The organism is Rhodococcus sp. ARC_M6, assembly GCF_022810305.1.
In the GTDB taxonomy this organism is placed as follows: domain Bacteria; phylum Actinomycetota; class Actinomycetes; order Mycobacteriales; family Mycobacteriaceae; genus Rhodococcus_F.
On the sequence record NZ_JALGQH010000041.1, the window covers coordinates 1 to 18,047 of the forward strand.

The 18,047-nt window shown below is 60.1% G+C and carries 13 protein-coding genes, 3 pseudogenes and 1 CRISPR repeat array (1 of these 17 running past the window's edge); of the genes and pseudogenes, 4 read left to right on the forward strand and 12 right to left on the reverse strand.

What is annotated here, in order from left to right; genetic code table 11:
- Positions 1-455: 455 nt before the first annotated feature.
- On the reverse strand, positions 456-704 hold the full coding sequence (locus MTX36_RS30635; RefSeq protein WP_374230553.1) for a hypothetical protein: 249 nt from the start codon (positions 702-704) through the stop codon (positions 456-458).
- Here MTX36_RS30635 and MTX36_RS26960 point away from each other — a divergent pair.
- Both MTX36_RS26960 and MTX36_RS26965 read left to right on the forward strand, forming a co-directional pair.
- Positions 663-825: pseudogene (locus MTX36_RS26960) on the forward strand (PDDEXK nuclease domain-containing protein); the annotation flags it as partial. The gene MTX36_RS30635 and the pseudogene MTX36_RS26960 sit on opposite strands and share 42 nt — an antisense overlap.
- A 1,121-nt stretch (positions 826-1,946) precedes the next feature.
- Complete coding sequence (locus MTX36_RS26965) at positions 1,947-2,408, forward strand: hypothetical protein (protein ID WP_243622735.1); 462 nt, start codon at positions 1,947-1,949, stop codon at positions 2,406-2,408.
- Positions 2,409-2,614: 206 nt separating this feature from the next.
- On the opposite strand, the gene MTX36_RS26970 is transcribed toward MTX36_RS26965, so the two are convergent.
- The 4 genes from MTX36_RS26970 to MTX36_RS26985 form a co-directional block, all read right to left on the reverse strand.
- Positions 2,615-3,058, reverse strand: coding sequence for an antitoxin Xre/MbcA/ParS toxin-binding domain-containing protein (locus tag MTX36_RS26970; protein ID WP_243622736.1), 444 nt, complete (start codon positions 3,056-3,058; stop codon positions 2,615-2,617).
- A 498-nt stretch (positions 3,059-3,556) separates the two neighbouring features.
- A complete protein-coding gene (locus MTX36_RS26975; protein ID WP_243622737.1) occupies positions 3,557-3,925 on the reverse strand; it encodes a hypothetical protein in 369 nt (122 codons plus the stop codon).
- Positions 3,922-4,401: a hypothetical protein gene (locus MTX36_RS26980; protein WP_243622738.1), complete on the reverse strand. Its 480-nt coding sequence runs from the start codon at positions 4,399-4,401 to the stop codon at positions 3,922-3,924. Before MTX36_RS26980 ends, MTX36_RS26975 begins: the two co-directional genes overlap by 4 nt.
- A 276-nt stretch (positions 4,402-4,677) precedes the next feature.
- A complete protein-coding gene (locus tag MTX36_RS26985) occupies positions 4,678-5,187 on the reverse strand; it encodes a hypothetical protein (RefSeq protein WP_243622739.1) in 510 nt (169 codons plus the stop codon).
- A 381-nt stretch (positions 5,188-5,568) separates the two neighbouring features.
- On the opposite strand from MTX36_RS26985, the gene MTX36_RS26990 reads away from it, so the two are divergent.
- Complete coding sequence (locus MTX36_RS26990) at positions 5,569-6,762, forward strand: IS110 family transposase (protein WP_243622740.1); 1,194 nt, start codon at positions 5,569-5,571, stop codon at positions 6,760-6,762.
- 805 nt (positions 6,763-7,567) lie between these two features.
- On the forward strand, positions 7,568-8,164 hold the full coding sequence (locus tag MTX36_RS26995; RefSeq protein ID WP_243622741.1) for a hypothetical protein: 597 nt from the start codon (positions 7,568-7,570) through the stop codon (positions 8,162-8,164).
- A gap of 141 nt (positions 8,165-8,305) precedes the next feature.
- Here the strand turns inward: MTX36_RS26995 and MTX36_RS30345 are convergent.
- From MTX36_RS30345 to MTX36_RS27025, 7 genes and pseudogenes are all read right to left on the reverse strand, one after another.
- Positions 8,306-8,417 (reverse strand): annotated as a pseudogene (locus MTX36_RS30345) (transcriptional regulator); the annotation flags it as partial.
- Between the two features lie 383 nt (positions 8,418-8,800).
- Positions 8,801-9,307: a hypothetical protein gene (locus MTX36_RS27000; RefSeq protein ID WP_243622742.1), complete on the reverse strand. Its 507-nt coding sequence runs from the start codon at positions 9,305-9,307 to the stop codon at positions 8,801-8,803.
- Positions 9,308-9,786: 479 nt separating this feature from the next.
- Positions 9,787-10,836 (reverse strand): hypothetical protein, encoded by a 1,050-nt coding sequence (locus MTX36_RS27005; RefSeq protein WP_243622743.1) that lies wholly within the window; start codon positions 10,834-10,836, stop codon positions 9,787-9,789.
- A 128-nt stretch (positions 10,837-10,964) separates the two neighbouring features.
- Positions 10,965-11,253: pseudogene (locus MTX36_RS27010) on the reverse strand (helix-turn-helix domain-containing protein).
- 3,161 nt (positions 11,254-14,414) lie between these two features.
- Entirely contained in the window at positions 14,415-15,221 is an 807-nt protein-coding gene (gene istB, locus MTX36_RS27015; protein WP_243622745.1) for an IS21-like element helper ATPase IstB, read from the reverse strand.
- 14 nt (positions 15,222-15,235) lie between these two features.
- Positions 15,236-16,912, reverse strand: coding sequence for an IS21 family transposase (gene istA, locus MTX36_RS27020; RefSeq protein ID WP_243622746.1), 1,677 nt, complete (start codon positions 16,910-16,912; stop codon positions 15,236-15,238).
- 538 nt (positions 16,913-17,450) lie between these two features.
- Positions 17,451-17,993, reverse strand: a complete 543-nt coding sequence (locus MTX36_RS27025; protein WP_243622747.1) for a nucleotidyltransferase family protein — start codon at positions 17,991-17,993, stop codon at positions 17,451-17,453.
- A gap of 26 nt (positions 17,994-18,019) precedes the next feature.
- Positions 18,020-18,047: a CRISPR direct-repeat array (repeat unit 29 nt) (it continues 246 nt past the right edge of the window).

The window sequence follows — 18,047 nt, forward strand, 5'->3', positions numbered from 1 at the left end:
CCCCGAACCTGTGGGCACTGCGGCATGAACGAGACAGTGTGGTGGGCGTTGACGGTAGGCGGAACCAACCCGGGCATGCTGACCGACACGCAACGCGCGACCATCGAACGCATCAACGGCGAGCCTGCATCGATCACAGTCGAGACCGAGCCCTGACCACCACCGAGTAGTACGTCCGCTCCCCCACCCTCCGCACCGCGCTCCTCGAACTGTGGGACCTCTGATCAACCGGAAACCATGTCGTGGTCGAGTGCCGATCGGCGCTACCCCGTTGCCATTTTTCACAGTCGGTACACCCGTTTCTGACCACGCCATGCTCCGAGACGGCACCCTCTATCGAACGCCCCAGCGGAACTTCAGCGGCTGCGTGACGGGCAATGTAAGGGCAGCAAAATGCTGCTACGAACGGGCCCCGACTGCCACGAGGCTCGGGGTCGGACACCGCCGCCTTGGGCTCAGAACCTCCGAAAGATGCTGTCCTCATCGGCAGAGGATGCAAATTCTTCGAAATCCATACTGGGCAGCGATAGATTGTTCTCGATCGCCGCCATTTCGCTGAGCGCCACCCGCAGGGTAGGGATCTCATCTCGTTCCGGATCTCTGTTGCTCGTACCCATGGCGAGAATCAGATGCTCAGGATCTGACAGCGTCCGACTATCCGCGAGCTTGGCCACGGGTTCGCCTTTTTCGGACGCCAGTACCACTTCGAGGTCGGTGAACAGGACTTCTACATCGACCTGTTGTTCGGCCAACTGGGGCAAGCGAGGTTTCGTCGTCGAACTGAAGGTGGGAAGATTCGAACCAGAATACGCCGGAAGGCTCGGGCTCGATGATGATTATTCGGCGGCCATTCGGTAGAAGTGCAAACCGATCACAGCCGGTATCGTTTTCTCGAATTCTTCGAGGGTTCTACGATAGTCACCATGAAGGATTCTATGCGTTTTCAGATATGCGATAACCTGTCCTGTTTCCATCACATTTCATGCACTGATCTGTTGAAGTTTTCCTGCTCGTCAATCAGGTCCTAGTGGGATGGTTTCTTGATGGGGTGATCAGGTGCTTCCGATATGGCCTTTGCCGCAGAGCCAGTTCTGCGGGTCCAGGGTCTCGAGCACGCCGGACAAGTCCAATGAAGCACTGTCGGAGATCCAGACCAACCGACCGGACCGGTCTCACGCTACCTGCACATGTACGCCAGTCGCATTGTGCTTACCGGAGCGCAACTCGGGTGCATTCGAGCAGGAGCAGCACGGAAGCAGTGTTCCGTCGACGATTCACCCGGTGGTCGAGAGGTCTTGCGCAGTCGACACCCAACGGTCGGTGACCCTGCGATCACCAGGGTCGGTGCGTTGATCACCCGCGAGATCGCGTCCTGGGACACCCCGTGATGTCCGGACCATTCGTGTTGCACGTGATTCCGCCGTAGGTATGTCAATGTCACTGCCATCGCTTCTAACAGTCCGATGATCAATGGGCACGAATACCAATTTTTCGATGATTGCCTCGCGGTGTGGATCACTGCCCGCGGTCCAGTGATGTCACCTTTTCGAAACCCGTTGCACGACACATTCGCGGTAGTCTTTTCTTGGACTATTCTTTAGTGATTCAATTCTTTCAAGAATAGATTTTCCGATCTAATTGACACGCTTTTTCGGGTTTTAATTCACCGCCGCTGAATATACATCTATTCCAGTCGGCCGCCCACACTGGAGCCGACCGAGGCTGACGCAACTTGGCCACCTCATTCCGTCGTGCTATTCTAATGCCCTAGATAGTCAAATTTGGAGAACCTTCCAACTTATGGGTACTATCAATTCCTGGTTCAGGAACCATAATATCTGCATACGGTGCAAATGAGATGGCGCCTGTTTGCGTGATATAAAGATTGAATTAATTTCCTATGGATCGTCCTATCCGCATGATGCAACAAATTTTAAGGAATATCAATGCAGCACACGCTAAAAGAAACTGCGAGTGACCCGATTCATGTACTGATTGATAGCTGTCGCAAGGCAAAGTACGGACCTTATGCCGATGTGATCGAGCAGGCTACGGCAGTCGAGGCGCTGGTCGGCGCGTTACCCTCGGCGGCGAACGCCGCACGCCTTTTGGGCACTAGCCAGGCCTGGGTATCTCAGCGTCGTGCGTTGCTGCGACTGGCACCCGAATTGCAGGCGGGACTGCGGGCGGGGGAGATAGGCATCCGCGAAGCTCGCGCCTTGGGCAAGGCACAGGCCAGTTCGCAGGCTCTGGCGAGGGCGAGGACTCTAGCGAGGGCAAAAGCAAGGGCGATCGATGAGATCGTTCAGGCACTCCAGGGTGCGGAGCCGGAGAGTGTGGTCGCGGCACTGAAAAAATGCTTCGCCGCGGAGGATTTGATCCAGCTCAGGAATTTGATCGGGGAATGACCCTTTTTCTTCAGCATTGCCCTGCGCTTCGCGGCCCGCTCACGGTCCTTCTAGAAGCGGTAGAGGTTTCCGAACCGTCTCCCAATACCGCCGCCTCAGGCGAGCTGGCAGACGCACCAGAGGTGCTAGTCCGGGCTGGCGATGCCCGTACAACGGGCGCCTGGGATGACCAGGGGTAGCGGCAAATAGATGCGGGGACCAGCGACTCAGGCTGCCCCGCCCCACATCTCGCCGTTCAACGCTTCGAGGACCAGTGCCGGACCGGAGACTCGGATCACGTCGATTGGGCGAGCCCCGCCCAAATAGACGTTCGCGCTCTCCAACCACGTCCGAGCAGCTGCCCCGCCCCACACCAGACGGGCGCGGGCCAGGACATGCTCGAGGTCGATCAGCAGCGGCGCCGCACCCGGCCCCGGCCGCTGCTCCCCCGCCGCCCAGCGCAAGAGTTGCAAACGGTGCACACCCACGATCGACGCCAAATGAGTGTCGCCGAACTCCGCCAACAGGTACCGCACCCGCAGCGCCGACAACGAATCATCCGCGACCACACCCGCAGAGCCTGACCGGCCGCCCGCCAAACCGGTGCGCCCGGATGACGCCGACGAATGAACCCGCTTCGTAGCGGCGGATTTCTTCTTCGGACCGGCCATACCCCAAAACTACTCAACATTTGTGTTACGTCGATGCGATGACAGCTACCTGACTACCGATGCGACGGGTGATCATTGCCAATGCCTGCAGCAATCACGGCATCACAGCCACAGACGCCATCTCGATGCCCGACGCACGACCCGCCTGAATTGCTCTCAGCACCGATGACCGCGAGACCTACGAAGGTCGACGTTTCGTGACGAAAATTCTTTCCTGGCAACGCTATTCACATATCCAGGCGGGATTTAATGCGGCGAGCGTTCACCGCGCGGTTGCGCAAGGGGACGGGTTTCGTGGTCTTTGGCGTGGCCGCCAACAGAATCCTCGTTCTCGTCGATGCCCGCACCCTGTTCGTCGTAGCGGATCCCGCCGGCTGTGCGAGTCCGAATCACCTGGTGGTCTGATCGCCCGCCCGGATCCGTTTCTCACTGGTGGAAAATGCCAGAACCAGAGGCTCTTCGAAAATGAATGCGGCCCTGCTTTCTCGTCAAAGAGCTCTACTCGGTTTCCTTCGGATGCCCAGTTACACAACGCTCCATCAGCACCCGTCCCGCGTTCTTCGACTTCGCGCCCTTCGGTGCCGGTTCGACGAAGAACCAGATACGCCCGCCATCGGTCACCTTGTGCTGGTAGCGGGCATAACTTCGGCCTTCATACGTGCCATACGCGAAATCACCCTTGAGCTGGTACAGCCGCGCAGATTCGACCGTCGGATCGTGAGTGAGGCTGTCCCACGCATCCGCAGTCGCATTGCGAGCATCGGCGAGCAGATCCGACCATCCCTTTTGCGCTTCCCTGCTCGCGAACACGATCAGCCATTCGGCCCGCTTGATCGGCCGAGGAACCTCCGACCCGCGTTTGCTCACGCCTCGGAACGTTCGGGCGCAGCAACCAGTTCAGGCGTCTCGAGGTACTCCAGATTCGACCCGTCAGCCATCAGCCGGGGATCGGCATATGCCTCCGCCGTCGCCTCCCACGCGTGCAGAAGGATGGACAGCCGCTCGAATCGGCCCACCGAAATGCATGCACGTGCGGTGTCCTGAAACTCGGCCACGAACTCCGCATGAACCGCCTTGGGAAGCAGTGCGATCCACGGCAATGTCACCGATAATCTGGTGGCGACGCGATCGAGCGCGCTCTCGTCGAGTGAGGCCGCGAACAACTGCCCCACCACTCCGAGCGTGGTCAATTCCTCACGACTCGTCGATTCCTGTGTCAAGCGCAGCGACGGTGCACTGCGGCGCGTCAGTACGACCTCGCCGGCATCGGCGAGGACGCCGAGGACGTCATTCGGGGCCCGCAAGAACTCCGAGAACGTGGTGGTAGCAGCTGTCTTACTCATACACACCATTACATCAGAACTAGTTCAGATATTCCAGGTGTCGTGCATCTCCCCTCACTTCCGGAGAGGATGTCGGTCGCGCAGCCACGGAGACGCAGTACTTCCCCGCCACTTCAGACAGCTCGTGCGATGCGGCTTTTCTTCATCAGGCTCCGTTCGTCGAGCCTGACAGGACGGGAACGAATGGGGAAGGCTTACATCGAAATCGGATATCCCGCCCACAAGCCACCGCACTGCCACCCGCAGAGCTCAGATGCTGTGCAGTACGTGGAGCACTCACGCCGAGAGCCGTTCCGCCATCCGCCGCGCCAACGCCGCGACATCCGGCACCTCGCCGGCAACGAGAGCCGCGCGCGGTGTTCGTCCACCCAACTCCATCTGCTCCGTCGACATCCACGACGCAACAGTCCACGGGTCCGCCGCGGCAGAAATCCAGGCGGTGAGCACTTCTTTGATCCCCGCGATCGGGCGATGCGGAACCGTATCGGTCAATCCACCCGACCAATACCCTGACGTCGTTCCGTCCGCCGCACGCAGACGCAACACTCGATTCTCCTTGACTGCCTGGCTGAGGTACTGCTTCGACCAGCCTGTCGCCTCGAGCGCCTGCTTGTGGGTGAAAATCGGGCCGACATGATTTTCCCAGACGCGGCGCGCGCGCAGGCTCGACAGCACTTTTCTCACCCCGGCGGCGACGTACTCGGCGTCATCGGCGTTGAGCAGTTCCGCTGCCATTGCGCTGGCCTCTACTTGGTCGTCGACGACCTTCTTCAGCGGTGTGCTCATAACCGAAATCTTCGTTGGTCAACCTGGTCAAGTCAACCAGGTCAAGTCGATGAATGCCCGCGCAGCACGGTGCACCGATCTCGAGAATGCCTTCGGGGTGTTCGATCCACAGATCCTCCGCCTGATCATGCCTGGGCGCCGGCAATACCCCCCGTTATCTTTTAGGTGGTCCTTGAAACCGAGGACCACGGTCGCCAGACCTGGTATGACTTCTTGCCCCTGTCATCAATGATCCGGGGGGTGGTGTCGCCAGGTGTGGTGGCGTCGATGGACCGCTGATAGGGACAGGGCCGCTGATCGTGAGCAGGTCTCCTCATAACGTGGGTGTCGGGTGTTGACGTCAGATCGGCGACCGGATTAAACCGGACGAAGGACTGCTTTATGGATACGAGTTACGCCGTATTTTGCGGCATTGACGTGGGCAAATCCGAACACCACGCCGTCGGAATCGATGCGGCTGGAACTCGCCTGTACGACAAGGCTCTGCCCAATAACGAGAACCGATTACGGGCGGTCTTCGACCAGCTCGCAGCGCACGGGCGGGTGTTGATCGTGGTCGATCAACCCAACACAATTGGCGCGCTGCCGGTCACCGTAGCCCGCGCATGCGGGCACCCGGTGGCGTATTTGCCGGGTCTGTCGATGCGGCGAATCGCTGACCTGTACCCCGGGCAAGCCAAGACCGACGCCCGCGATGCGTTCATCATCGCCGATACCGCCCGGACCATGCCACACACCTTGCGACGAGTCGATACCGGTGATGACACGCTCACAGAGCTCGGCGTACTCGTAGGTTTCGATGACGATCTCGCCGGCGAAGCCACCCGTATCAGCAACCGAATCCGTGGCCTGCTGACCAGCATTCACCCTGCCCTGGAACGAGTCCTGGGCCCTCGGATTGCCCACCTGGCAGTCCTGGAAATCTTGTCTCGCTGCGGTGGTCCGACCGGAATGCGCACCGCAGGTACCCGCAAACTCACCGCGATTGCCACCAAACACGCACCGCGCATGGGTTCCCGGTTGGCCGCCGACATCCGTACAGCGCTCGAGGCACAGACCGTCGTCGTTCCGGGAACCGCAGCAGCGGAGATTGTGCTACCCAAGTTGGCCGATTCATTGAAAGAGACTCTCCAGCAGCGTAAGTCAATCGGCGATGATGTGGAGAGGATGCTCGATGACCACCCTCTTTCCCAGGTCCTGACTTCCATGCCGGGCATCGGGGTCAGGACCGGCGCACGAATCCTACTCGAGGTCGGTGACGGATCAGCGTTCGCCTCGGCCGGGCACCTGGCCGCCTACGCCGGCATCGCACCCGTGACCCATCGATCCGGAACTTCGATCCGTGGGGAACACCCCGCCCGGACAGGTAATCGCAAACTCAAACGCGCACTGTTCCTCTCGGCGTTCGCCGCCTTGCACGACCCCACCAGTCGCGCGTACTACGACAGAAAACGAGCCGAAGGCAAGAAGCACAATGCTGCCCTCATCTGCCTGACCAGACGTCGCTGCGATGTTCTCTACGCCATGCTCAAGAACCACGAGCCCTACCGATCACCCGCAGCAGCCGCTGCTTGACGAAAACCATAGGGACACCCCCCGGTCGCGCTCCGCCGTTCCAGACGCGGAAATCTCTCTCCCGGCAGGTACTGGTGGTCGCCGACCCACGTTCGACTGACCGGATAAGTCGTCGGATTCAGACCTACCCACAGGGTCGTGCCGTCGAGTGCGATGGTCCATTCTTCAGTGATCCTGCCGAGGAGGTACCTGATCCAGATCCGGCCGAAGGTAGAACGGGAACCCGCGCGAGAGCTCAAAACTCTCCGGCAGGTAGATACCACGAAAACGCTGCTACCCGGCCCCTCGCAACATCAGTCCACACGCGGTCAAGATCGACTCAGTCTCACTTCGCCACAAAATATACTCCGCACGAACGTACTTCGCGTTTCCTCACATCAAGTACATGCACCATAGTCCGTTTCCTCGACCGGCGGGATCCATGCCAACCCTCGGCCGCAGATCGCATCAGCGGAAAGCACGTCGAGAGCGGTGACATCGGATCCGGTCGACCGATCAGGCCGACAGAAGATGCTGTCGCCAAGGTGGAGCATCAGGGAGAGAGTAGGAGCCGCCCGATAGACGAAAATCTGATGCCCACAACGAAATAGACGCAGAGTCGCGATCGCCAAGGGATGTCGCCATCGCCGACCGGAACATACTCGCAACCCTTACCGGCAATGAGTACGTACACGGCATACTGGTGCCATCGGTCTTCGTCGCTTTCGAAAAACGAAAAACACTGTGCTGCGGCAATGACCGACAAGAATTCGGTTGCCGACCAGGTCGCCCCTGCTCTGCATATCTACCGAGAAGGCTTGAGTGAATGTCGCAGAACCGTCACACCCCACCGGAGTTGACCGACCTCGAACAAGCTCGCCTGCAGGCGATGCAGGCAATCGGCGATTCTGCATCATCGGCCGCTCGGCGCCGAGACATCGAGGGTGTCGCGGTCTCTGTCATCCGGATGAGTCAGATCGACCTCGATGGCGATCGCGCCAGGAACTCGCTGCACCTACCCACAGATGCAGGTGAACATACCGAAGCGCTGAAAGAGATCTTGCTGCGGATCCCTGACGGGTGGGGACGGTGGATCGGCCACCGTAAAGGTTGGTATCCCCTGGTCGTCGGCCTCGACGCGGCGTTGGCCGAGATCGACCCGGACTACGACGTCTGCCAAGTCAAAGAGAAATTCGGGGTCCTGCGGTACTACTACAATCCGCACATCGACAACAAGGAACTGTGTCAGCAGATGCGGACCTTGGTCGATGCCGCCGAATCGGAATCCGAAGCTACCTGTGAGGAATGCGGAGCGACCAGCTCTGACGTGCAGCTGCGAACCGGTCGCTACATCGTTGAAACCCTGTGCGATGCATGCGAAGACGCACATCCTGGCCACACGACTGCCTCGGATGACAGTTAGTCCCCGGGCGGTGCACCCCCACCTGGTCCTCGCCATGATGTTCGTGGACAAACGCGTGAAGGCGCCGGGGATTGGGCACTCAGTTGAGCACCGTTGCACGAACTAGTCAACAGTGCAAAACACAGGGAAACTGAGTTTACGTCAGTTCTGTTCGCGGTTGCCGAGCAGCGAGCCAGCGGAGACTTCCGAGCACTTGGTCGATGTCGAACAATCGCTCGTAGAGCAACCCTCGCCGACCGTGTTCGACATGGATGGGTCACTCACGCGAGTCCGCCCTCACTCCGGGCCTTTGAGCACGATCTCATCAAAACAGCCGGCATGCTGGACGGATCCGCTCCGGACCACGCACGAATCTACGGCACATGAGGTCACCTCGCGGAGTGCACGTGCTCTGGCGGTACAGAACACGTCGTGAAGATGCTCGGGGCAAGCCGTCGGCGATCATCACGTCGATCTGTGCGACACGCTATGACGAAAGTCGGTGAATTTTTCTGCCCTCCCACTGAAGATTTGCAAGCCGTATCGCATGTGCGCCAATGCATTTCGCACGATGGATGTAGCGGCAAATGCTCGCCGACGGACAGCGGAACCTGGTAGGTCGACTCGGTGGACACCACTTTTCCGTTGCGGATCAAGTCACGGCTGATGATTGTCGTCTATCGCCACCTTTTCGGTGAGAAGTCGGGCAGTGATATCGAAAGTTTCGACGGCCTCGACCAAAGCGCCGAGCATCTCCGGGAGAAGGTCGATGCCGCAACGTTCGATATCGTCCTCGACCTCTGCGCCCTGACTTTTACTCATCCCCATAGTCAAGAGGTCCGTGCCGTGCACAACCGCCACCGACGCCGCATAGTCCGCGGTGGACGTGGCTGTGTCGTAGGCGCTCGGCTGAAAATTCATCAGGTCGATCACTGCGGCTCCGGTGCCTTGATAGAAACCGTCGGCGAGTTTCACCGAGTCCGCACCGTCGACCACCTGAACCGGGTCCGTGGGGTGACCGTGGTCGACCACGACGGTCAGGTGCTTGATTGATTTGACGGGAAGAGCGCTGAGGTGGATATCGATGTCCGGGGATTTCGCCGATGCGTTGTATGTCGCGGCCCACCGTTGAACACACGGGCCGGTGTCCGATTGCAGACACATATCGCGGCTGAGATGGTGCGTTTCTCGAGTGCAACGGTGCGGGGTTTCACGATGGTCATCAGCCCCGGCTCGGAATCCTCATGAAGAGGATTGAAGGTTCCGTGCAGACGTGTTCGTGGCCGAGACAAATCGACTGACTACTTTTGCCCAGAGCCGCGTCGGCATCACCGCCGATATAGCCGCCTGCTGACGCAACGGGGTTTCCCCGTATTCCGAGTGGACGGACACCGATCTTCATGACGACGAAAAAAATTCGCCGGCGGCAGTGATCTCGGCACAACCATGCGGTAGCGCATCAGGCGAGTGCTCGACCCTGGGCGATCGAGACGCGCGCCCGCAGGCCGCAGTCGACCACACATTCTCGTCGGCACATGACCGATCACGGTGAACGCACCGCTGCCGGCCGACGACCTGTGCCACCAGAGACATGGCCACAACCTGTGCATGCCAACAGGTTTTTGGGTTAGTAAGTTCTCGGGTCAGCGTCGCAGGACACCTCGAAGCCAGTCAATGGAGCGGGAGAGTTTCGTGCCGTCATGCGACTGAGGTGACTGGTCGATCACGGCCGAATGTTCACGAGTTTCCTTGCGGGCGAGATAAGCGCTCCGGCGGCGCTGGTAGTCGGCATCGAGATCCGCGCGTAATTCGGCGCGTAGATCCGCGAGCGGCGCGGTCGCTCCCAGCAATCCGAAAAACGTCGGAAGGGTAAACGTACGCATGACGCCATGTCTGGTCCAGTAGATCCCGACTCGTTCGATGTGGTGCTCGTCGTCGAAGTCGAGCAGGGTGTAGCCCGCCAACTGATAGACGTCGGACTTGCTGATGGTCGTCGCAGCGTGCGCGGATTTGAAATCGAGGAGCAGGCCGTCAACGAGAAGGTCCGCGTCGGCGCCACCGATAAGCACCGATCCAGCGAAACTCATCCCGGCGTCTGCTCGGGTTGCGTTGGCGTGCAATGGACCGAGGCTCATATTTGCGATGCTCACCTGGTCGTGGATCTGGTCGATGACGAACCAGGGGACTTGGGCGCAGGCTTGATCGAAGGTGACGATGCTCCCGGCGTCGAGCAGTGCTGTCTTGTCGATGACGAACGGGTAGTTGCGGTAGAGCTGATCGAGTTGGCCTGCGACGACACACAGTCGAATCAGGTCGTTCTCGAGCGATTCGGGAAGTTCGATCCGATCGGCGGCGAACGGAGCTGCATCTGCGAGAACGACGGCCGTCGCCGTGGCCAGATCGACGAGCAGCGAGGATGATTCGGGATAACTTCTCGAAAGGTCGGCGTACCCGCGCCGCGCCGACGGCGGGACGAGATCTGTGGTGGTGAACGCGAGCCGCAGCCGGAAGTCGATCGCCGTGCCGATCAGACCCCAGTCCGGTCTGGATCCGGTGTGGCTGGACTTGGTTTTCACCGCTGCCCGGTGAACGCCGTCATGGACCGCGGTGACTGCGCTGGAATTGGGGATCGAACGTTGTGCGAAGCGCATAAACGGCGAGTCGGCCGATTCGATCTGGGAGGTCAAGGACACCGGCGAACCGTAGCCGATCACGAAAACGGCAGGGCTGCGAGCGGTCCTCCTACCTGGTTGATAGGAACGAAATTCGCGCCCTCACACGAGCACAGTTCCCTGCCACGACATAGGGAAACCCGGGTACGTCAGTTCTGTTCGTGTTCGTCGAGCAATGAACCAGCAGAAACTCCGAGTACTTCGGCGATGTCGAACAACCACTCGTAGAGCAAACCCCGCCGACCATGCTCGACATGGATTAGCACATTTCGTGTGACTCCCGATTCGAGCGCGAGCACCTCCTGCGTCAAGCCCTTGCTCGATCCGCAGTCTGCGGATACGGGATCCCACTTGCACTCGGTATTCATCCCAGCGGCGCGCACGCGCGGGATCTGTCTGCAATGCATAACAGCCAGTGGTAGCGACTACGCAACTCATTCGACGCCCATTCCTGTGGGATACCGCGGAGGTGCCGGCGCAACGTCGGCGAGGGTGCGACGAAAACGCTCCGATCTCGTCCGCAGATCGCACCTGCGGTAAGCAAGTCGGGGGTGGCCGCCAGAAGCAATAGGTTCTCGCCTCCACCTCGAATATTTGTACGTCACTGCGCGGTAAATACTTCACCGGCGGAGAACCATCCGGCAGAATATCGGCCACGAACTTGCACGGAGCTTCACTCGATGCATCAACGCCACCAGCATCCCCGACCGCACGGCAAACATGGTGTGTTCCTGCTTCGACGGCTCCACGGTCGCGATCACCAGATCCCCGGCATCGCACCAACGCATCGCCAACGATTAACCGGGTGTCCGCAACTCCGCCACAGACCAGGAGCAACCGCCTGAGAATTCACAGACAAATTTCGCACACAATCATGACGGGTGGGTAGGCGGACGTCGCCGGAAGCCAGCGATGATCGGTGCGGGAAATTTTCGAGCTCCGCAGCGAGTGGGATGAGGCACGATGCACTCCGCAAGGTCGTCTCGTGCGCTGCCGACCCTGGCGATGAAACTCGGGCACGTGCGTTTCAGCATGCTGGTGCGCTGGTAGCTTTTGCCATCTCACAGTCGTCCATCCCGCATACCGGTAATGCGGCATCCTCACGATGTCGCTCCCAGATTCTTTGTTCGACCTCGGTCGGATCCCTCCGGTTGGCCGGTGATATGGCCCTCGTCATGGCGAGGGCCATGGCGAGGGCCATGGCGAGGGCCATGGCGATGATGTGCCCTCCTGGAGGGGTTAAAATCCCGAAAATATTGAATGTTTAGCCAGTTCAGAGCACTCCATTGGATTCTAAGTCGATGCGCTAGCTTGCACACAGGACTCGTGCTTTGGCGGTAGTCATGGCAGTGGTCATGGCAGTGGCAACAACCGGGTTATGGCGGGGTTATGACGGGCATATATCCGATCAGTATCAGCCACATTGCCAAGCCGATCGAGCTGACCGACACCAAAAAAGTGCGCTTGCACGCGCACGAATTGCCATTCGATTCTCGGCAGTCCACATTTCGGGGCTGTGACGCCGACGAGGTGACTGCGTCCTTTTTCAGATCGGATGCATCGACCTCAGCACCGACATCGAAGCCCGTCGGCAGCAGTTGCAAACGTTGGTCAATACTTCCGAATCATTATCCGAGCGCACTTATGAGCACTGCGCAGCGACCGGTGTCGACGTGCAGCCCAGGACTACGCGGTACCGGGCCGTCATCCTCTGCAATGCCTGCTAAGCCGAGCATCCCGACCACACCACTAATTAATATCTAGAATGCATTAAATTATTGGAAGAATATTCCAGATGCCCCGGATTCGACGGCGCCGAACTCGGGAACCCCACGTCTCCCGATATTTCATCTACCGGATCGTGTCCGAAGTCGACCCGATCGCCGCCCACAAAAATCCTCGGCCCCGCACGCAGCACCCGCGCCACAAAGATCCACCCTTCCTGCTCACTTTTGTGTGCGGCGGTCATAGCCGCACACATTCCCCCATTGCTTTCGGCAGCCGAGCAAAAATCAGGACTGCGCACGACATCGCGTCCCTTGTCTTTACTTTTCGATTTTTCGGGCTTTGTGTTTTCGCCGGGTTCACCGGATGCGTGACGGGAGCACAGTCGCATTCGGAACGCTTGACCGCGCAATGATTCGGTGATGTCGATGTGCCGCCGACAGAGGGTGCGCGCACACGAATCGTCCGTTGGAACCTCCCCCGCCCATTTTTCCCTCGTTCTGCACGCGAGCGCCATCCTCGCTTGGGTATACCGGCACGGCGACGCTGCACATCGGTCACTACGAGTCGTCGGACTCTCGGAAGCCGGCCTTCCGGATTAATGTCCCGACGGCCGGTCCGGCACTGATGTCGGCTACGGCCCGCAGAGTGGAAGGGGACCGTTCACAGTGCGCGCACTGGTCCTCGGCCTTCCGCCGCGCCGGCAAAACGAACCACCTTCCCATTCCTCTTCCATCTCCGAAAGAGTGTGGTGCCCGATGCGACAAGCCGACGAAAAATTCTTCGCACAATAGATTCTCGGGGAAGGTAAATAACTCCGTTCGGGTAGTGCTGAGCCGTCGTGTCGGGCTCTGACGCGCCCGACATGGTTGAAGATCCCGGCCGTCCGGCAACTGATAGTGTCGACCTCGTACTCCCCGGCATCGCGCCCCTCTTGGTCCTAACCATGGCGCCGTCGGGGTTTTCTTTTTGGCAAGAAGAAGGCGCCGTTCCCTCATCGGCGACAGCGGCTTCGAAAACCCGGGCTCAGCCGGGAATACCTGCCTAAGACGAGCGCTCCGCGAGTGACCATCACCTCCACTCGAAATTCGGCTGCACCAAAAAACGTGCACTCGTCACGTGGTCACGTGGTTTTCAGTCGGCAGTCTGTCGGCCCAGGCTCAGCAGGCAATGGGAATGGGAAACGAACTTCTTCACCGGAACCCTTTTTTACCGAATTCGGAACGAGATTTTCTCGGCACCAACGTCCGGAGCGCCGTTCATCGTGTGCGGGCCCACTCCCCGACTGATTAACGGTCCCGTTCAAGTCCAACTGAAAAAAACTCAGATACCGACGAAGTCCTACCGACAATCCCGCGCATCATGAATTACGCGCACCTTCAACTGTTCCATCCCTGCCCATCCGAGCGGAGTCATCACCATCGGTACACGAAATTCGGGTGCGAACGCGAGGAAAATGATCGTCCGCCGGTCCGGAAACGTCGCGCTCCACCGCAGAAGGACGTCCTCACAGGCCAACGGGTCTCACCGGTGCCAGTGGGCGGGTTTCGAAGTCGCGGCCGGTATGCAACGTCTCTGCCGATTAGTTTCCCCTCCCACCGCGGATCCGCCGCTGACTGTGTGGAGGTCAAGTCTCACCCCGGCCGTCGGCGTCACCGAAAAAATCCGATGGCAGTCGCGATGATCCCGCAGCTATGCCGATGGGCCCGCCCGCCGACAGTCAGTCCGGAGTCGGGGGCCCATCCCCCGATCTCTTCGACCTGTCCCGTCCCTGTGTGGCCATTACGATTATCGCTCCCACCAGGCAGCGTGACTATGTCAATCCCATTCAGGTCCAGTAGGGCGGCTTGATCCGAACCCACCTTGCGTATGGATCAGGCGGATTGCTGAGCTCGGGTATGAGCAAGTCGGTAGGAGTCGGTGCCGGTTTCGATGATGTTGCCGCCGAACGTGAGCCGGTCCACGATCGCCGCGCAAAGCCGGGGGTCGGTGAACGTTTTGGTCCATCCGGAGAAGGATTCGTTGGAAGCGATGGCGACGGAATTCTTTTCTTCCCGTTCGGTCAACACCTGAAAGAGCAGCTCAGCACCTCGCTTGTCGAGTTCCATGTAACCGAGTTCGTCGAGCAAAAGGAGATCTACTCTCCCGTAACGGGCGATGGTTTTAGCGAGTTGTTTCTCATCCGCGGCTTCGACGAGCTCGTTCACCAACCTGGTGGCGAGGACGTATTTGACGCGGTAGCCAGCTTCGGCGGCCGCGGCTCCGAGCCCGATGAGGAGATGCGATTTCCCGGTCCCGGAGTCCCCGATCAAACACAACGGTTGGCCTTTGCGGATCCAGTCGCCGGTGGCGAGGGTGCCGATGGTGGCGGGATTGATATTGGGGTTGGCATCGAAATCGAAGTCGGCCAACCACTTTTCGCGAGGAAACCCCGCTCCCTTGATCCGCCGCACCACACTCCTGCGGTCGCGGTCGTCGCATTCGGAAAGCAGAAGCTCCGCAAGAAATCCGTAGTACGACAGCTGGTCCTTGCGGGCTGCTGCGGCGGCGTCCTCGACGACGGCACGAATAGTAGGCAGCCGTAGCCGGCGGCACGCTTGATCGACCGCAGCGGTGGCGGCTTCTTCGGTCAAACCTCGACGGCGCAACGTGGTGGAAACCGTGACGGGTGGACGAACCATTCTCGGACCTTCTTTCACTCGGCTCGGGCGGCGGACTGGGCAGGATTGCGGCGTTCGGGCAGGCGCAAGAGTCGGTCGTAGTGATCGACCGTCGGCGCGGGCCGAGAATCGGCCGGCAGACCAGCGATGACCGCTGCCGGATCGGCGAGACGGCGTTGGGTCAAACTGACAACGCGTTGCTCACTTCCGGTGCGGCGAGCAACGAGATGACGGCTTGAACCGGGCCCACCCGCATCGACCTCTGATGATGCGTGTCGGCGGGCTTCGACTGCGACGACATCGGCGGTGACCGCGCCCACGGTCAGAGCTGCTTCGATGCCCGCGATCACGTCATCTGCGCCGATCGTTCGGTGCAGGAGTAGGACATCGATGAGTTGGCGGGTTCCGCCGGCGTCACCGTCGGTTTTGCGGGCCGCCGCCCAGAACGCGTCATTAGCTGCGGTGAATGTTCCGTTCCTGCGGGCTGCGGCCAACGCACTCGCCCCGGGCAGGGCACCGGGTTTGGTGCGCAGTACTTCTAGGTAGTGGTCGAGATCGAGGCTCTGGCCGCCGCGGGCGACGACCCGCCCGTGGCGGGCGATCACCGTTCGTCCGTCGAAGACCACCAGTTCCGATGCCCGCAACGAGACTCGCACTTTCCTGCCGATGAAACGTGCGGGGACAGAGTATTTCGCCATCCGCACCGTGATCAACGCTGACCGATCGACCCGCGGTTCCAGCGACAATCCGGGATCGAACCCCTCGACTGGAACTGGGCGCAGAAGTGGCGCTTCGGCGGCGAAATCCTGCCCGACAGTGCGGATCCGGTCATTGATGCGGCGGCCGTTGTCGGCGGTGTCCCAGCCGCGGATCTTCTCGTTGAACTCATCGAGCGAGTCGACAACAGGCATCGGGGACAACCGATTTCGGCGGAACCGGCCCACCTCGCCCTCCACACCGCCCTTCTCGTGCGCCCCGGAGACACCAGGTTGGCAGTAGAACGGATCAAACTCGAAATGCGAATGGAACAACACCCACCGCGGGTTCTCCACCCGAGCACGAGATTGCCCGTAGATCACTTTCTGCACCGCGCTGCTGAGGTTGTCGTAGCGGATGTGACGGGTCGGGACACCGCCGATCTCGTCGAACGCGGCGATATGGCCTTCGAGGAACGCTTCCTGCCCTTGCGTCGAATACACGCGGTGCACAGCTTTCCCCGAATGCGAGAGGCGGAAGGCGAACATGTGGCATTTGGTTTTCACCCCGGCCAATATCACCCACACTTCACCGAAATCGACTTCCGCTTCGGCGCCGGGTGCGTGTTCCTGCGGGACGAACACTTCGATGCGGCGTCCGGCTTCGACGTCGATCTGTGCTCGCCGAACCCGCACGTAGTCACGCACCGTTGAATACGAAAGGTGCTGCGCTCCATGTTCGTCGGCCAGCCTGGCGAGGATCCGTCGGGCCGTGTGACGTTGTTTTCGTGGTGCCTCGATATCGGCGGTGAGCATGGCGTCGATCGCGGCTTTGAACGGATCGAGTTTCGGTGAACAGCGCACCGGAACTTTTCTCGGTGGCGGCGCCGCCTGCGCCAACGCCATCCGCACCGTTGCCCGGCCGACCTGGTGGCGGCGGGCCAACTGCCGGATCGAATATCCCTCGACCCGGGCATCACGTCGAATACGAGCGAACAACTCCACACGAGTCTCCATCACTGCCCTCCAGCCGTTGCTGGCATCCGAAAAAAGCCAGATGCCACAACACTGAGGTGGGCTCAGCTCAAACCGTCACTACCGGTCCGGCGAGTCGCAGATGGACCTGAGTCTGGCCGTCACGGTGGTCTCGACTCAAGCTGTCATAAACACAGCGTGATGCTCATAGTGCAACCACCCGATGTTTTTCGTGGGCGGGCCAGGAGCGCTGCGGCAGGTCAGCACCGACATGACCCTGGCCCTGGCGGCATATCCGGGTTCATCGCTGTCCCACGATGAGATTGGCGCCTCCGGCGGTGTAGTCACCGTGCTGCGCACCATATTTCGTTATGTCGACTGCGCGACGGGGTCTGCACGCGATCGGTGACGATGTTGTGGAAGATCATCGCGAAGGACGGCGCCGGGCCACGGCAGAGATCAGGACGTCACGATCGGCTTCAGGAACGAAAGTAAGCGTCCAACCGAAACAGTGGCGACCCTTGAGACACGTCCGTCGCCGATCCCGCCGAAAGTATGGCCGTACCCTTCCGTTGATACGTCAGGAGTAGACGCCGTGTGTCGCGAGATCGGTCAACGGAATTTCGTCGAGTTGGATTCGGCGCACCATCTCATCCCCACCTGATGGATAGGTGCCGGGCATGTCGCGGGGAAGTACATCGACTCTGGCACCGAGAAGATCGGTCAATGCATCTGCAAGATCGGTCATCGCGATCGCCTGGTCGAAGAATGAACCCGGCAGGTTGACCGATAGATCGATGTCACTGTCCTGGTCTGCTTCGCCCCGTGCCACCGAGCCGAACAGCGCGATGTCGGTGGCCTCGTGTCGGGCTGCGATCGCAGCAATTTCGTCGCGGTGCGTAATAAGCAGTTGCCGCAAGCGGGTGCTGTGGCTCGGATCAGGAGGTGCTGTCAATCGTCTCTGAAGTTTCTGGGCGCGCGAGGCTTTCTGATCGGCGCGGATACGCCGCATTTTTTCGGCGTCTACCGCAAGGGCGCGCCGTTCCTCTTCCCCATTGAGTCGCTGCGACTCAATGGGTTGGTGGCGTTCACTGTGACCCATCGATCCATATTCCCTCATCATGCGCTAAAATGTGCAGGTCACAGAGTGTCCGCCCTGCATATGCGGGGATCAACC

Excerpts from the sequence above, each read along its gene's own strand:
- MTX36_RS26965 (WP_243622735.1), top strand. The coding sequence starts at position 1,947 with ATGCAGCACACGCTAAAAGAAACTGCGAGTGACCCGATTCATGTACTG.
- MTX36_RS26970 (WP_243622736.1), bottom strand. The coding sequence starts at position 3,058 with ATGGCCGGTCCGAAGAAGAAATCCGCCGCTACGAAGCGGGTTCATTCG.
- MTX36_RS26980 (WP_243622738.1), bottom strand. The coding sequence starts at position 4,401 with ATGAGTAAGACAGCTGCTACCACCACGTTCTCGGAGTTCTTGCGGGCC.
- MTX36_RS26985 (WP_243622739.1), bottom strand. The coding sequence starts at position 5,187 with ATGAGCACACCGCTGAAGAAGGTCGTCGACGACCAAGTAGAGGCCAGC.
- MTX36_RS26990 (WP_243622740.1), top strand. The coding sequence starts at position 5,569 with ATGGATACGAGTTACGCCGTATTTTGCGGCATTGACGTGGGCAAATCC.
- MTX36_RS26995 (WP_243622741.1), top strand. The coding sequence starts at position 7,568 with ATGTCGCAGAACCGTCACACCCCACCGGAGTTGACCGACCTCGAACAA.
- MTX36_RS27000 (WP_243622742.1), bottom strand. The coding sequence starts at position 9,307 with ATGTGTCTGCAATCGGACACCGGCCCGTGTGTTCAACGGTGGGCCGCG.
- istB (WP_243622745.1), bottom strand. The coding sequence starts at position 15,221 with ATGGTTCGTCCACCCGTCACGGTTTCCACCACGTTGCGCCGTCGAGGT.
- istA (WP_243622746.1), bottom strand. The coding sequence starts at position 16,912 with ATGGAGACTCGTGTGGAGTTGTTCGCTCGTATTCGACGTGATGCCCGG.
- MTX36_RS27025 (WP_243622747.1), bottom strand. The coding sequence starts at position 17,993 with ATGATGAGGGAATATGGATCGATGGGTCACAGTGAACGCCACCAACCC.